The organism is Sporosarcina koreensis (assembly GCF_001531445.1).
Lineage (GTDB): Bacteria > Bacillota > Bacilli > Bacillales_A > Planococcaceae > Sporosarcina > Sporosarcina koreensis_C.
Map to the genome: position 1 here is coordinate 31486 of NZ_LQYA01000053.1, position 15299 is coordinate 46784.

Below are 15299 nucleotides of genomic sequence, written 5' to 3' on the forward strand. Positions count from 1 at the left end.
AGACTTGACGTATAAAGTGCGGGACGAAGAAATTAGCGGACATCTTTTTTCGAAACGGCAGTACAAAATCGAAGAAGGTGAATTGCTGGATGTTCTTGATATTGATTTAACAACGAATGATGAACTGCTGCAGGAAGCATTATCAGGGAAAGCGGATGTCCGGTTGACCGAAATCGTTTCGACAATCCAGGCGGAGCAAAATGAAATTATCCGGGCGAATTTGAAACAGCCGATCATCGTTCAAGGTGCCGCGGGCAGTGGGAAGACGACGATCGCCCTTCACCGGATTTCCTATTTCCTTTATACGATGGGCACTGATTTCCCTTCAGAGAAGCTGATGATTTTGGCGCCAAGCCGGTTGTTCATGGAATATATCGGAGAAGTTCTGCCAGAGTTGGGGGTCGGGCGGATATGCCAAACGACATTCGCCGAATACGTCCTAGATGCTACAAGTCTGAAACTGAAATTGGCGGATCCGAATAAAAAGCTGGAGCTGTTGACCGCAGCTGATTCCCTTAATGAAGAACAACTGTTCATTGCACGTATGAAAGGAACGCTTCACTATCGTGAAATCATGCAAAGTTATGTAGATAAGCTGGAACAAGAAACAGCAGCCCTCTTTGAAGACGTCTATATTGAAAAATACCGAATTATGCGGGCAACTCGTTTGAAGAAGTTATTCCTAGAAGATTTCAAATATATGCCTCTTGAAAAAAGGATCGAACGTATTAAGCTCATTATGCAAAGCGAAGTGAATCGAAAGCGAAAACAGCTGTACAAGCTCTTATCCGACAAATATGAAGAAGCGCTCGATAAAGCATTGTATGGCATCCGTGATGATGAGAAGCGGAAGGCACGTATTACAAGGGTCATGGATGAGCGTGATGAACGGCTTCCTTCTATTGAAATGGAAGGGAAGAAAACGGTTTCCACTTACATGAAGAGATTTAAAAAGTTCAATATTAAAAATTTGTATAGGGAATGGCTAACAAACCCTCAATTACATAAAGAACTGGCATGCCACTGGTCCGATTCGGAAAGGGATGCTTTTTTTGCCGCGCACGCTAGTGATGCGTGGGAGACAGAGGACTTGGCAGCCCTTTATTTTCTTCACGCCAAGTTGAAAGGTGTGGCGGATAAATGGAAAATGCGTGTCGTCTTCATCGATGAGGTGCAGGATTACAGCGAATTCCAGCTGGCAGCACTTCAAGACGGTTTGGAAACGGATATGTTCACGATGGTCGGGGACCTGGCACAAGGAATCCATAGCTACCGGGCATTGACATCATGGGATCCGGTACAGGAAATGTTTCCAAGAGCCACTTATACAACGTTGCAAAAAAGCTACCGAACGACAATCGAGATTATGGAATTGGCAAACAAGGTTCTCGAGCAGATGGAAGAAGATCTGCCGCTAGTCGAACCGGTTGTCCGCCATGGCCGGGAGCCGGAGTTTTATGATTTGCCGGTACTCGATGCTTCCAAGGTGAATGAAATCTATAGGGCGATCCTCGGCAGGGGACACCGCTCGATTGCTCTAATTTGTAAAACGCGAAAAGAGTCCGAGGTGCTTAACAAGCAGCTTGAAAAGTCGGGCATGTCGGTTCAACTGCTCGGTGAGAATTCCGACATAAACGGCGATTGCCTTCTCATCGTGCCAAGTCACTTATCAAAAGGTCTAGAGTTCGACGCCGTTATCATCGCCGCTTTCGACGAACCATTCAGGGATCATCCGATCGATCGAAAGTTGTTATATGTAGCGATGACGAGACCGATGCATGAACTCCATTTGCTTTCCGACTCGCTGCAACCATTAATAACACCAAAAGACGCATAAAATCTTCCAGGAGCGTATAAATCACTGGAAAAGCTCATAAATAAAGAAAAACACGCATAAATGCTTCCAGTCACGCATAAAACTCCAGAAAAGTTTATAAACCTAAAAATACACGCATAAAATAAAAGGATTCCTTAGAAAAAGGAATCCTTTTATGATTAACAATGAACAAGCCTTCATTATATAAGTTTCGTAATGAACATAGTAGCGATACCGAAGTAGATCAGCAGTGAAAGAATATCATTAATCGTCGTAATTAAGGGACCGGAAGCAACTGCAGGGTCCGCTTTTAATTTATATAAAACAAGCGGAATGACCGTTCCGGCAATAGTGCCGATAATAAGCGTAGCCAACAGAGAAATGCCGACGACGAACCCTAAAATCATGTCGCCTCTCCATACAAATGCAATAATGGCAATGATGATCGCACACGTGACACCAATGATAATTCCAACTAAAAATTCTCTCCATAATAGCTTCCAAGCCTTTTTCATATCGAGCTTTTCCGAAACAAGACCGCGGACGACGACTGCAAGTGACTGGGTTCCCGTATTTCCGGTCATCCCGGCAATCATCGGCATGAAGAAGGCGAGCGCTACGACAGTCTCCAACGTTTCTTCGAAGCTTTCAATGATCCCGCCGGAAATCAGCCCGATGAATAATAATAAAATGAGCCAAGGTAGCCTTTTTGCAGCGGCCCTAAGTGGACTTGTCGTGAAATTTATCTCCTTGCCCGATGCGGTCAGCTTGCCGATATCTTCATCCGCTTCTTGATGAATGACATCTATAATATCTTCAACGTGAATGATGCCCAACAGCTGCCGCTGTTCATTGACGACAGGAATCGAGACCAAGTCTTCATCCCGGAACACTTTTGCAGCTTCTTCTTGATCCAAGTCTACGGAAAAATAGACAAGTTCCTTCTTCATAATATCGGATAGGACAGCGGTATTTGGTGAGGCGAGTAATTCGCGAACTGATAAGACACCAGTTAATTGTTGTGCTTGATCGATCAAATACACATAATGTACATTCTTCTTTCCTTGTACTTGTTGCCGCAAATGAAAAATTGCCTGTTCCACAGTAAAGGAATCCAACAATGCGACATATCCATGCTTCATTAATGATCCTGTTGTTTCATGATTGTAAATTTGCTTCAACGTAAGGACCTCCTTTAACGGTATTGTCCCCGAGGTGCGGGGATATCTATTGACTTATAAGTGGACAATCTACTATCAGGGGGCCAGTCCATCCCCATCACCTCCTCGTTGATCATCATATTGGACCCTATTTTGCCGACAAAAAAGGAAAAACACCCTCCGCAAAGAAGGGTGTTCAGCATTTTGGAATAAAATATAGTGAAGTAACCTCCATTGCAGAGCTTTGGCACTATGCGGCATAGGAGCAATGCCAGCTACATTAAAAACCACCTTATGTCGATGGTTCCTGTTGACCCATTGGAGTCTTTCGACTTTTCTGGGCAGTAGCGTATCTCCGCATAGGAGCCTCACCTAGCGAGGGTCCGATATATGAATGTCTAGTAGCCAGTGTAAAGGTCATAGTAGGGATTGTCAAACAAACCGGGAAATCAGAAAGAAATTTAAAACCTTTTCCAAACAAAATACGAATATACTTATAGGCAATGATAGTGGAAAGCATGTGATGAACAAATGGAGAATGATCTGCGGTGGATCAAACAGATAAAGAGAAATGCCAGTGAGTCCGCGGCGAATGCGCTCGTATCGAAATATTATAAGGAAATGTATGCTTTCCATTATAAGCAGACTTTGGATGCAGAGCTGTCGATGGATGTAACGCAGGAGTTATTCATCGCTGTTTTGCAATCCATACATGCGTACGACCCAAAAAAAGCATCATTCCGGACGTGGCTGTATCGAATCGCTTCAAACCGGATTGTCGACTACTTCCGCTCCAAGCATTATCGATACGCACAATTTACACAGCCAATCGAGGATATCCATCAGGAAGTTGAAGATGAATATAATCTGGAAATCGAGCTTGAGCACAAAGAACAATTCGAATTTGTTAATTCAGTGGTGAATCGGCTTGATGCACATTCTCAGCAAATCATCCGGTTGAAGCTATTCGGCGACTATACATTAAAGGAGATTGCGGCCATCGAAGCAATCCCTTTATCTACAGTCAAAACGCGATACTACGCAGCACTGAAGAGGATACGCAAAGAAATGGAGGTGGAGAACATTGCAGAAAGATAAATTCAACATCCCGATGCCGGATGACAGCACAATCGACAGGCAAATCAGCCAAATTGTCTCAAAAGGCTTAGTGAGGAGAGAATCCTTTTCATCCTATTTGCGATCAATGGTTCAACAAGTCGGATGGAGGCATCTGTTTTCGGACCGATTGGAGCTAAGCTTCATTGTAATGATAGCGATCGGATTATACAGCCTATTTCTCATCATGCCAATTCATGGCGACGTGCAAAGTCTATATGCGTATATTTTCCTTTTATCGCCGATTCTGTTTCTTGCCTTTTCGATCTATACGTATATGAATAAAACACAAAATGCCACCTATGACGTAGAAATGGCTTGTAAATACAACGTCTATCAAGTCGTAGCCTTCCGGATGCTCGCATTTAGTGTTTCTACGATGATCTTGAATACGCTGGCAATTGCATTCGTTGCCATGAAATACGAAGAAATTCATTTTGTTCGTGCGTTCATGATTTCTGGTACATCACTGTTCCTGTTCTCGATCATTCTTTCGATCGCCCTTATGAACCGGAGGACAAAAGGGATTGTCATAGTGACAATAACTATATGGCTCCTCGGAAATAACATCTTGAGATCAGTCAATAACGAGTTTTACAACGGCATGCTCCTCCATATGCCAGTAATCGTCTATGCAGTTGCTCTGCTCGGTTGCCTGATACTTTATATGAACTACTTGAAAAAGCTAATCATCTTCAAACAGACGGAAGGGGTATTTTAATATGTTAGTCGTGAAAGATGTGAGTAAGCGCTATGGTGATTTTACTGCATTGCAGCAGGTCAATATGGAATTCAACACTGGCCTTTATGGCCTACTTGCCCCGAATGGCGCAGGAAAGACGACGCTGATCAAAATGCTGGCAACCTTAATTACGCCGAGCGAAGGGGAAATCCAGTATAACGGGAAAAACATCCTTGAGATGGACGAGCAGTACCGAGACCTGTTAGGCTTTTTGCCACAGCAGTTCGGTTATTACAAAAACTATTCGCCGAAGCAATATATGTTGTATTTAGCGGCATTGAAAGGAATCGGCAAAAAAGAAGCGCTCCAAAAAATTGATGAGCTTTTAGATAAAGTAGCGTTAAGTGATGTTGTGAATAAAAAAATGAAGAAATTTTCCGGCGGAATGATCCAGCGTGTCGGTATTGCACAAGCATTGCTGAACGACCCGAAAATCCTCATTTTAGACGAACCGACAGCAGGCCTTGATCCGAAAGAAAGAGCACGGTTCCGTCATTTGCTCACTGAACTCGCCCGCGAACGACTTGTCATCATTTCAACGCATATCGTTTCGGATATCGAGTCGATTGCGAATGAAATCATTATGATCAAAAACAAGCAGCTGCTATATAAAGATTCGGTTGAGAAAATTTGTGCAACATTGAATGGAAATGTGTTTGAAACGACGATTGACTTTGACTACTTGGAAGAGTTCCGGAAGAAGTACGTCCTTCTATCTGAAAAGCAGGAGTATGGCAAGATGATTGTCCGATTCATCCACAAAGGAGCGCCCGAAATGGAATGGAATTCCGTCCCATCTCAACTTGAAGATGTATTCCTATATGAATATCGCGATGTAATCGAAGGGGAAGAATGATGCGGATCATCATTAATGAATGCAAAAAGGCATTGACTTCACCTATCTTAATAGCCTTGTTCATCCTCTTTTCCGCCTTTAATATTTTCGTTATCATCAGTTCATCCGACCACAAAGAAGAATTGAAAATGGTGAATGAGATTATCGATCAATACGGCAAGGACATTACGGATAATTCGATGGAGCGGTTTGAAAGTGATATTCAAATGGACTTTGCAGAATTAAGTAGAATGACGGGGTCCGAGTTTACGAGTGTCTATGAATTTCTTGACGGTTTGCGGTTTGAGGATCAAGAAAAGTATAACGATGAACAATGGGAGTTTTTCAACCGTCTGCAACTTAAAGAGATGTATTTGAACACGGCAAAGTCAATTGATGAAAGCTATGGAGAAATTGATATACGGAAAACGGCTGAGTCAGAAATTAAGAAGTATGGTCTTAGTGGCAATGCTGCCGAAACACTAATGAATGAGTACGATAAATTCTCTGAACGATTCGATGAAATGGTGAATAATGGAGAGCATAAGCAATGGTTCTTTGCAGGGAAAGCATATTTCATGCATAGCTTTCTATTCAAGACGGTCTTCCTGCATATCATTATCGAAGCTCTATTATTAATCGTCTTGTCGACTGCATTGATTACGACGTATGAGTTTGAAAACAAGACACATCTAGTTGCGTACTCCACAAAACGCGGTAGAAAACTGATGAAAAACAAGCTTTTAGCATCTTTAGCAATAGCGACAACTATAATTGTTTTCCTTTTCGCGATTACTCTTGGTACATTTTTTACGGTCTTTGATTACTCGCAAATATGGAATACGTCAATTAGTAGCGCGTTCAACTGGGAATACAACTTCCCGTATGTTGCTTGGTGGGATCTATCTGTAGGGACCTTTTTAATAGGGCTCATTGCACTCGTTTTCATCGTGCTTTTGCTTTTTGTCGGATTAACATTTGCATTATCTGTTGTGGTGAAAAACAGTTACATCACCTTTTTTTCTATTGCGGCCCTCTTCATTTTTATGTGGCTATTGCCTAGCTTCATGCCAACATCATCAATCCTGTTATTCGTTTTTGCGTATACATTACCGACATTGCTCTTGGCAATCGGATCCTCGTTCATGGGAAGCAGCGGGTTGATTATGTTCGAAAACTTCGAATGGATGACAATCAGCTGTTGGACGGTGATCACGCTTGCAGTTAGTTTCATGTCATATATACGTTTCAAAAAAATCGATATTTCATAAGGGGGTGCAACAATGAGGATTTTATGGAATGAACTGAAGAAGATCTTTACGTGGAAGACGATGCTGTTGCTGTTGTTTATCAACAGCGTGCTTTATTTTTTATTGATTGAATTTTACATTGAGTATTTCCCGAATGGAAGTGAAGTTTATTCGTATAACATCGGAGTTGAAATGGTCGAGAAATATGGCGCTACGATGGATGAAAATGAATTTATTGACTTCCAAAAAACATATGAGGATAAAGCTGAAGAAGCAACTCAATACTTGCAGTCAAGGGAAGATGCAGTTGGAAATGGATTAGATACATATGAAAAATTCCAAGCATATGATTGGCAAAATTCATCTCAAAAGGCAAGCGATCTTCAAGGCGATATTTTCTTCGAAAGTGAAATTGATCTATTTTGGGAGTTGCAAGAGTTTGAAAGACTGATTGATTTTTATAATTATAGAAAAAGCATTCCCGACGTACTTACTGATAATCAGAGAGCGCGTTTAAATGAATTGATTGCAAAAGAGAAATTCGGAGTATACACGGAAATAGCTATGAGCAATTTTAAGCATTTCATTGCAAATGTGGGGGTAGCCATTCTTTTCAGCGTTGTGTTAGTCATTTCGCCGATGATTTTGAAGGATCGTTCAAGAGGGATCCTTCCATTGCAATACACTTCGAAAAAGGGACGAAACCTTTTAAAGACAAAACTCCTGGCAGGATATATCGCCACATTTCTTGTGATAACTGGATTGCTGGCAGTCTATTTCAGCTTATATTCATTGAACAATACATCCATGTTTTTCAAAGTCCATGTCAACACGTTTATTGCGAATGAATCTTGGTACGATCCGACGTTCTTCCAATTCATCATGCTATGTGTCGCCGCAATTTACTTGATCGGATTCATTTTCGTAACGCTTTCAATGAGTTTCTCGAATGTTGTTCCGAATTTAGTCTCCTTAATCGGCATTCAAATTCCGTTCATAGTTGGCTTCCTTATATTTGGACTGAGTCGATTATTGCCATATATGATTTCCGTTTGGAATCCGAAATGGCTAGCACCTGTATCATACGGCAGCATGATTATAATAAGCTTCATTATTGTTTACTGCCTTGTGAAGCGTGAAAAAAAGGTGGATGTTTTGATGTGAAAAAACACCTCTTCATCGTCAAGCAAGAATGAATAAGAAAAGTCGATTCCAAACCTACTGGAATCGACTTTTTAGTCCAATAATAAATCATCAAAGTCCCGATCAAAAAATAAATTTACTTTTGTACTTGAATCTCCAGTAACGTCACCTTTTATACTTCATGTAGTTACTCAACAGTAACAAAATACTGAATGCTATTGGAGGCTGATGTTATGGAACGCGAGAATTTATTAATTAGGGTAATGGCAAGCCTGATGCATCTATTCTCACTACTGCTTACCTTTGTTTTACCAATATTGGTATACTTAGTGGCGAAGAACAGAAATAAGTACTTTGCAGATCATGCAAAAGAAGGGATGAATCTTCACTTTACCTTCTTTCCAGTCTTTCTGATCTTGAACTTGATTTCCTTAAAATGGAGAGTGGCATCTGTTTTTTCTTATGGACTTATCGCTGTTGAAACAGTTTTGATTTTAATTGCAGTATTGAATACTTTAATGGGGAAAAAGTTTTCTTATCCCGTTATTCGTTATTTTAAAGTTTGAAAGGTAGACTACTAGAAAAAGAGGTGAGGAGATTTGTCGGGAAGAGGTGTTTTTACTATTGGAGAGTTCATGCAAAAGTCTGGTGTCAGCATTAGAACTCTTCGATATTATGACAGTATAGACTTACTTAAACCAAGTGATTATACAGAAGGGGGACATAGACTTTATTCTGAAGATAACTTGTCTACTCTTCAAAAAATAAAATCCTTACAGTTTCTTGGTCTTTCCCTAAAAGACATTCACAACTTACTTCAAAAGAATTCTGTGAAGGGTGCCGATGTATTGAAGTCCTTAAACCAGCAAAAACAGTTATTTGAAGCAAAAAGCCTTGAAATCATGACTATTCTTTCTGACTTAAATCATCTCATTGAAACAATAGAGGCTGAGGAAATTATAAATCTCAATGTATTTTGTGCGATGGTTCAAAAATTAATGTTTGAAGAAGATACACAAAAATGGTTTGAAGATCACTTTTCTAAAGCAATAACAGATGATGTATTAAATATAAGTAGTCCGGAGGAGATTGACTTAGATAAAAAATGGATTAAAACCTTATCTAAAATTAAGCATTTAACAGTAACTGAAGCCATACCGTCCGCTCAGGAATCGCAAGAAACAATTGAATCCCTGTTATTACTCATGAATGAAACCTCGAAAGGGAAATTGGAGTTGATTGTAGAAAAACTACCATCTGCAAAACCTTTATCATTCCCAAATCCTTTTACAGAAAAGGAGCTAGCGTTTTTAAAAGAGGCTATGGAAGTTTATCGGAAAAATAATCCATCATAGTAGATCATATGTGAGGAAGTGAGTATTTGGTAGTGATTTGCACATGACTGACATCGATTAAAGGAGCTACATACTTATGGAGTTGTTATTATTTATTTTATTCGTCTGTTTTCTTGCGTTCATGTTTAGTTCTTTATTGAGTAATCAAAATAAAAAAATTCAAAGCAATAAGAAAATAGAACAGAAATTAGATAAACTAATCGAGCTGTTAGAAAATGAAAAAAGAAATGAATGATACCGATTGTCTAACAGCAGGCAGTGCGCAATATGTTGGAAATATTTTGATCCAGTAGTTTTTAGTCCGGATGAAAAAAGAGGGCGATAAATAAATGGGCAGTAATTTTGGTAAATATGATAGACCACCTACACTCCAAAGATTAATTGACTTACAAAATGTTCTTGGAGACGACGAACAATTTTACCTTGGACTTAAATTCTACCTTTCCCTTGAGGATTTCAGATATTTTAACACACCAAGTGACGTGGTCATATTTGGAAACGTTGGAATGGACGGTATACATTATGGATTCCTTACTGATTTCAGTTCTGTAGCTGATCTAGAGGCGGCCCCTATTGTTTGCGTATGTCCAATGGATTTTGAACGTCCCACTCGTATAGTGGCAAAGAATTTATGTGAATTTTTAAGGATTAATTTAACTGACGGGGAACTGTTTTATAATCAGTTCGAAAGTGAAGGGAAGTATTTAGATGCCAAAAATCAATGGATTACAGAGGCTGCAAACTCTCCATATCAACCGTCTGAAACTGAAAAATTGGTTCGAGAGAGAGTCACCAACTTTTTGATGGAGAATATCCAGATGCCTATTATGAACAATCCGTATCATTACGTTCAACACGTGGAAATGCAACGGCAAAGAAATGTCGCTATTCAAACACAAGATGGACTAGGTGTAACTAAGCCACTTCTTCAGGGAGAAAATCACATATTATTTCCGATTCACAAGCACATAGATCCCGATTTGAAATTGTTGCAGGAATACCTCTTCTCCTCACCAGTTGCTTCACGACTTGCATTATTTAGGGACATTCAGCTCAATTATACTTTGCAAGATAATCAAGAACTGTACAGAATAGTGGCTGACGCAATGGACAGTATGGGACTTGTCGATGAAGCCGCCCGAATATCCGAAAAATAACAGCCGTAGTAAAGGTGCCGGTGTAACAGACATTTCACGATTGTTTGACGCCCGCACCTTTTTAGAAGCGCGAAAGATTTGGGTTGCCTGTAGGAGAATTAATTTTACTCATTGGATTTCCAAACTTATGAGAGCCGGCTTTCGTTTACAAGGTAGGGAAAGGGGTGAAGCCAATTTGGATCGGGAAGATCTGGTGGAAATCATGGCTCGCTATACAGACTATTTGCTCCGAATCGCGTATGGCTATGTGAAGGATCTCCATGCAGCAGAAGATCTTGTACAAGAGGTGTTCATCAAGTTTTACAACAATAATGGGAAGTATGAGGAACGTGGGGAGCTAAAAGCTTATTTGGCTAAAATGACAGTGAATAAAAGCAAGGATTATTTGAGGAGCTGGAACTACCGTAAAGTTCAGTTGAAGACTTCACTATTGCTTCACGCTGGTAAGAGAAATGCAGATGGATTGGTGAAGAAAGATGAGCAGGAACTAATTGGAGAGGCGATTCTTAACTTGCCATTAAAACAACGGGAAGTGCTTGTGCATTTTTACTATAACGAAATGACCCTCGCCGAAATGGCAGACGTCATTTCAATCCCACTAAGCACAGTGAAGACAAGGCTCACACGGGGCAGGGAGCTGTTACGGAATCAGTTGCAAGGATTCGAATGGGAGGTGCTCAATCATGAATAAATTTTTGCCTCCGGAATTGAAAGACCTGTCGGACAGCAAGAAGCGCGTCATACAAAATGTCACAGAAAAGGTTGAAGAGAGATCGAAAAGAAGAAAATTGAAATGGCCGTATACCGCCATGACTGCCGCTGTGTTGGCAAGTGCCATGTATTTCATTTTTCAAGTGACAGTTGACAAAGAGGATGGAAAGCCTGCCTCCGATACAGAGGTACCGCTAATTAAGGGCGAAAAGCCTGTGGATTCCGTAGAGTCCCCCATGGATGAAGAAAAACCTAAAGATGAAAGGGAAGCGGCGCTTGACCTGTCCAAGCCGACATTCACAAATAACGAAGGCATATTCACTGTAAATGGGATTACAGTAGGAGCTATGCAAGAGAACGTCATAAACCAACTGGGTGATTCATACTCGCTGGAAGATGATTTGGATGGAAGCGGAGCCGACAAGGCAATGAATTATGACAATCAAATAATTGTCTACTTCTATAAAGACAAGGTGGATTCAATTCTCTTTTTGGATATGGATGAGGAGCATGCACATCAAATGTATATGGATGCAACCGAGGTCAAATTCATGTCGGGAGAGACACGGTTCATTTATTCGGTGGAAACCGCCCAAATCATTAAAATGGAATATACCCCTGATGGGCAGCTGAACGTTCGGTTTTCGCAAAATGACGATCCCAACTTCGGGTCGAATCCTGGCTTTACATTGGAGCAGGTGGGAGGAAACAGCTATCATATTGCGTTAAACCATTCACAGCCAATCGTTTCGTTTGCGAAAGAAAACCTGTATTTGCATGGAATCACACTTGGCGATCCGGAGGTAAAAGTCACCACATATTTTGGTGATGCGTATACAAGGAATGTGAAAGATGATGGAGAAACAACCTTATTGTATGGAGATGAACTTGAGTTTACATTCAGGGACGGACAGCTTGAATTTATGAGCTACCTAAAGGTCGATGAAAAATATTTCAATCAAGTACTCACGGATTTTGAGGGCGTCGACCTTTATTTTGCAGAAACTGCTCAAATGATCAGCACTGAGCATTCGGCGGCAGGAGACCTCATCGTCACTCTACATTATTCCGAACAATAAATGAATAGTTGGCAACGAAGCGTCTCACTAGAGGACGCTTCGTTTGTTATTACATGAAAAGGCAGGGATTTCTGCTGTTTTGTGGAATAGATAGGAGACAAGGCAAAACATTATTCTAAGAAACATGGTGTGGGAAAGGGAAGCTTTTCTAGAGTCTTACATCCTTTTTCTCTTTCAAAACGTTGATGTGAAGCTTTTTGATTTTCAGTTGATTGAAAATTACTGTTTTGCTGACATAATGAAGTGGAAAGATAATCGAACAAAAACGGAGGTGGGAGAATGATGATTTTAAAAGAAAGTCAGTAATATTCTTTTTAACAACGTGGCAGTTTACTTGAAGAAGGAATTTTAATGGGAATCATAGAATAGGTTAGCCAATGATGGTTATATGAAATGAGGTGAATTGAGTTGAGGATAAATAATCAAATAGTTATTGAATGGACAATTGCGAGAGTTTACGAGAATTTTTCTTTTTCAAAGGCATTAGATAATGGCATAAAACAAGCAACTTTAAATGAAGGGGAAACGGTCGAGCTTCACCAATTGGTAAATGTCGGTGAATTTAATAATGAAAAAGTATTTTTGATTATTTTAAATGTTATTTCCGGTAAAGACTAGAAGTTGTTCAATTGGTACTTTAGTTTGAGTAACACTTTTATAGAGGGACTTGCAAAATTCAATGGAGTCAGTATATGATGATTTGGTTTTTCCCCAATGCATTTCCTTTAAAAAATGGCAGATTAACTAATTTTAGCGAATATATATGCCATCTAACGATTGAGTTGCAAACACCGCAGTAAAATCAATGATTTGCCATAACGAGTTGTGTAGAAAGGAGATCGTAAACTTGTTCTTTGTTCAAATGTCTGGCTTCCCTGGCTCAGGAAAATGCACACTGTCCCGACAAATTGCTAAGAGGAATGGAGCCGTCATCGTAGATCATGATGTTGTAAAATCGGCTTTATTGCAATCAACAGAGGATTTTCCGATGGATGCCAAATTGGCTGGAAAGGTCTCATACAATATTGATTGGTCATTAATTGAACTTCATTTATCACAAGGACAAAGTGTCGTATTTGACAGTCCTTACTTTTATCAAGAAATGATTGATAGGGGAATAGATTTGTCTAATAAGTACAATGTAAAATATAAATACGTTGAATGCCTGCTGGATGACTTTGAAAAGGTGAATAATAGATTAAGAAATCGTGAAACAATGGTAAGTCAAATAAGCAAGGTAAATTCAGAAGAGGTTTTTAAGCAGGCAGTAGAAAAAAGTGAAAAACCAACTGGGTATCAATGGATTACCGTTGACACTGGAAGACCGTTAGGGAGCTATATTGATGAGGTTGTGAAATACATAAATGAATGAAATGAAAGTAGTCAATCCAAGAAAGGCGGCTGAAAAATAATGAAATCAACAATTAAAATACCCATAACCCCCATAGCGAATCTGAACGAAGAGCTGAAATACGCGAATCCGGTTTCGATTGCAATCGGCCATCATAACGATGTATTCGTCCTGCTTGCGGAAGAGCGACCACCGTTAATTAATGGTAGTTTCCCTGCAACTGTTACGGAGGAGAGCTACAGTTATTATGTCGTGCATCTGCAGAACGGGCAGAAGACGGTACTGCATTTGCCGGAAGAGAAGTGGAATTATCATTACATACAGCCGATAGATGATGGACATATATTGCTAGTCGGTGCGCGGTCGTATTACCATGATGCGCAGAATATTGAGGAAAACGCACGGGTGTATGATGAAAATGGGCAATTGATCCGGTCGTTTTGTTTAGGTGACGGGATTGGGCATGTGTACGTGGCAAGGAACCAAGAGATTTGGACAGGGTACTTTGATGAGGGGGTTTTCGGCAATTACGGATGGGAGGAACCAGTCGGCCGCAGCGGGCTCGTTGGCTGGGATGCGTCTGGCCGAAAGATTGATTCGCTTGAAGAGGACAGGGAATATTCCATTTTTGAGTGTTTGGCGCTGAATGGTGACGTTGAAGGTGGGATTTGGTTTTTCTTCAGTATTGATTCGAAGATTGGGGTGCGGCTAGAGGGGCGGACAGTGTATTATTCGCCAGAAGGCATGGGTTTCCAGTCGTTTGCGGTTAACGGAGATAAGATTGTAGCATATGAGGATAGATGGGGACGACGGTCACTTTTTGAGTTGGAGCGTGAAGGCGATGAATTTAAGGCAGTCCATGGTATCGAGCTGATCAAGCCGGATGGTACGTGTATGGAACCGCAATTAGTGAACAATCGGGAGAGCAGGTTGCTGTTTTTGGACGGAGATGAGTTGTATATGTTTGATGTGCAATCGGGCGGGTGACGAAAAGTAAATAGCGGAAACCTCATGAAATTTTATATAGCTGTCACAAAATCCTTTCCTCATTCGTTTTGATTACAAAACAAATGTAGGAGGGATTTTTTATGCTTAATTATGATGTTGCAATCATTGGTGGCGGATTGGCTGGGTTGACAGCAGCAAATTTTTTGGCGAGAGAAGGACAAAAGGTTATCGTTTTGGAAAAATCGAAACGTCTAGGTGGAAGGGCGATGACGAATGATAAAAATGGGGTTCTTTTGAACTTAGGACCGCATGGATTGTATTTGTCAGGGGATGCTGCGAACATTTTAACTGAACTAGGAATATTTCTTCCAGGTGGGAATGCTACGAAAAATGTTCATATTCACGGCATTTTAAATGGTTCGGTTCACGTCATTCCAACAGATTTTTCATCGATTATGTCGTCAACACTTCTATCGTGGAAAGCTAAATTCATGCTCAGCAAATTAATAGTAAAGATTATGAAGTTAAATGTTTCTTCCATTCCGGAAGTTAGCCTTAAGGAGTGGGGAGATGCTGAAATACCCGATCCGATGGTGAGGTATATATTTTACTCGATTTGTCGTTTGACTTCCTATA

At 40.4% G+C, this 15299-nt stretch carries 17 protein-coding genes and 1 riboswitch; of the genes, 16 read left to right on the plus strand and 1 reads right to left on the minus strand.

Going from position 1 to position 15299, the window contains the following annotated elements; translation table 11 throughout:
* Positions 1–1837, plus strand: a 1837-nt coding sequence (locus tag AWV70_RS08630; RefSeq protein ID WP_235588586.1) for a HelD family protein, incomplete at its 5' end; no start/stop codon positions are given.
* Positions 1838–2016: 179 nt separating this feature from the next.
* Here AWV70_RS08630 and mgtE read toward each other — a convergent pair.
* On the minus strand, positions 2017–2997 hold the full coding sequence (gene mgtE, locus AWV70_RS08635) for a magnesium transporter (protein WP_060206168.1): 981 nt from the start codon (positions 2995–2997) through the stop codon (positions 2017–2019).
* A 201-nt stretch (positions 2998–3198) separates the two neighbouring features.
* A riboswitch (M-box (ykoK) riboswitch) is annotated at positions 3199–3363 on the minus strand.
* Positions 3364–3507: 144 nt separating this feature from the next.
* Between mgtE and AWV70_RS08640 the strand changes: the two genes are divergently transcribed.
* The 15 genes from AWV70_RS08640 to AWV70_RS24415 all read left to right on the plus strand — a co-directional run.
* A complete protein-coding gene (locus AWV70_RS08640; protein WP_060206170.1) occupies positions 3508–4074 on the plus strand; it encodes an RNA polymerase sigma factor in 567 nt (188 codons plus the stop codon).
* On the plus strand, positions 4061–4813 hold the full coding sequence (locus AWV70_RS08645; protein WP_060206172.1) for a hypothetical protein: 753 nt from the start codon (positions 4061–4063) through the stop codon (positions 4811–4813). Before AWV70_RS08640 ends, AWV70_RS08645 begins: the two co-directional genes overlap by 14 nt.
* A gap of 1 nt (position 4814) precedes the next feature.
* On the plus strand, positions 4815–5690 hold the full coding sequence (locus tag AWV70_RS08650) for an ABC transporter ATP-binding protein (protein ID WP_060206175.1): 876 nt from the start codon (positions 4815–4817) through the stop codon (positions 5688–5690).
* Positions 5687–6940, plus strand: coding sequence for an ABC transporter permease (locus AWV70_RS08655; RefSeq protein WP_235588587.1), 1254 nt, complete (start codon positions 5687–5689; stop codon positions 6938–6940). The genes AWV70_RS08650 and AWV70_RS08655 overlap by 4 nt, the downstream gene beginning before the upstream one ends.
* A gap of 12 nt (positions 6941–6952) precedes the next feature.
* Positions 6953–8083 carry a hypothetical protein gene (locus AWV70_RS08660; RefSeq protein WP_060206178.1) on the plus strand — a complete coding sequence of 377 codons (1131 nt, stop codon included), beginning with the start codon at positions 6953–6955 and terminating at the stop codon, positions 8081–8083.
* Positions 8084–8295: 212 nt separating this feature from the next.
* Complete coding sequence (locus AWV70_RS08665) at positions 8296–8628, plus strand: DUF4870 domain-containing protein (RefSeq protein WP_060206180.1); 333 nt, start codon at positions 8296–8298, stop codon at positions 8626–8628.
* Between the two features lie 33 nt (positions 8629–8661).
* Entirely contained in the window at positions 8662–9417 is a 756-nt protein-coding gene (locus AWV70_RS08670) for a MerR family transcriptional regulator (protein WP_060206182.1), read from the plus strand.
* 76 nt (positions 9418–9493) lie between these two features.
* Positions 9494–9652, plus strand: a complete 159-nt coding sequence (locus AWV70_RS25295) for a DUF4083 family protein (protein ID WP_082713528.1) — start codon at positions 9494–9496, stop codon at positions 9650–9652.
* 94 nt (positions 9653–9746) lie between these two features.
* Positions 9747–10574, plus strand: coding sequence for a hypothetical protein (locus tag AWV70_RS08675; RefSeq protein ID WP_060206184.1), 828 nt, complete (start codon positions 9747–9749; stop codon positions 10572–10574).
* Positions 10575–10749: 175 nt separating this feature from the next.
* A complete protein-coding gene (locus tag AWV70_RS08680) occupies positions 10750–11265 on the plus strand; it encodes a sigma-70 family RNA polymerase sigma factor (RefSeq protein ID WP_153009933.1) in 516 nt (171 codons plus the stop codon).
* On the plus strand, positions 11258–12364 hold the full coding sequence (locus tag AWV70_RS08685) for a hypothetical protein (protein WP_060206186.1): 1107 nt from the start codon (positions 11258–11260) through the stop codon (positions 12362–12364). Before AWV70_RS08680 ends, AWV70_RS08685 begins: the two co-directional genes overlap by 8 nt.
* 408 nt (positions 12365–12772) lie before the next feature.
* The gene (locus AWV70_RS08690; RefSeq protein ID WP_060206188.1) at positions 12773–12982 is read left to right on the plus strand and encodes a hypothetical protein; all 210 of its coding nucleotides are present in this window, start codon (positions 12773–12775) and stop codon (positions 12980–12982) included.
* Between the two features lie 229 nt (positions 12983–13211).
* Positions 13212–13736, plus strand: a complete 525-nt coding sequence (locus tag AWV70_RS08695) for an AAA family ATPase (protein WP_060206191.1) — start codon at positions 13212–13214, stop codon at positions 13734–13736.
* A gap of 39 nt (positions 13737–13775) precedes the next feature.
* Positions 13776–14702 carry a hypothetical protein gene (locus AWV70_RS08700; RefSeq protein ID WP_060206192.1) on the plus strand — a complete coding sequence of 309 codons (927 nt, stop codon included), beginning with the start codon at positions 13776–13778 and terminating at the stop codon, positions 14700–14702.
* 101 nt (positions 14703–14803) lie between these two features.
* Positions 14804–15299 (plus strand): FAD-dependent oxidoreductase (locus AWV70_RS24415; protein ID WP_235588588.1); only part of this gene is annotated, 496 nt, incomplete at its 3' end.

Excerpts from the sequence above, each read along its gene's own strand:
- AWV70_RS25295 (WP_082713528.1), top strand. The coding sequence starts at position 9,494 with ATGGAGTTGTTATTATTTATTTTATTCGTCTGTTTTCTTGCGTTCATG.
- AWV70_RS08655 (WP_235588587.1), top strand. The coding sequence starts at position 5,687 with ATGATGCGGATCATCATTAATGAATGCAAAAAGGCATTGACTTCACCT.
- AWV70_RS08665 (WP_060206180.1), top strand. The coding sequence starts at position 8,296 with ATGGAACGCGAGAATTTATTAATTAGGGTAATGGCAAGCCTGATGCAT.
- AWV70_RS08660 (WP_060206178.1), top strand. The coding sequence starts at position 6,953 with ATGAGGATTTTATGGAATGAACTGAAGAAGATCTTTACGTGGAAGACG.
- AWV70_RS08650 (WP_060206175.1), top strand. The coding sequence starts at position 4,815 with ATGTTAGTCGTGAAAGATGTGAGTAAGCGCTATGGTGATTTTACTGCA.
- AWV70_RS08685 (WP_060206186.1), top strand. The coding sequence starts at position 11,258 with ATGAATAAATTTTTGCCTCCGGAATTGAAAGACCTGTCGGACAGCAAG.
- AWV70_RS08640 (WP_060206170.1), top strand. The coding sequence starts at position 3,508 with ATGGAGAATGATCTGCGGTGGATCAAACAGATAAAGAGAAATGCCAGT.
- AWV70_RS08675 (WP_060206184.1), top strand. The coding sequence starts at position 9,747 with ATGGGCAGTAATTTTGGTAAATATGATAGACCACCTACACTCCAAAGA.
- AWV70_RS08700 (WP_060206192.1), top strand. The coding sequence starts at position 13,776 with ATGAAATCAACAATTAAAATACCCATAACCCCCATAGCGAATCTGAAC.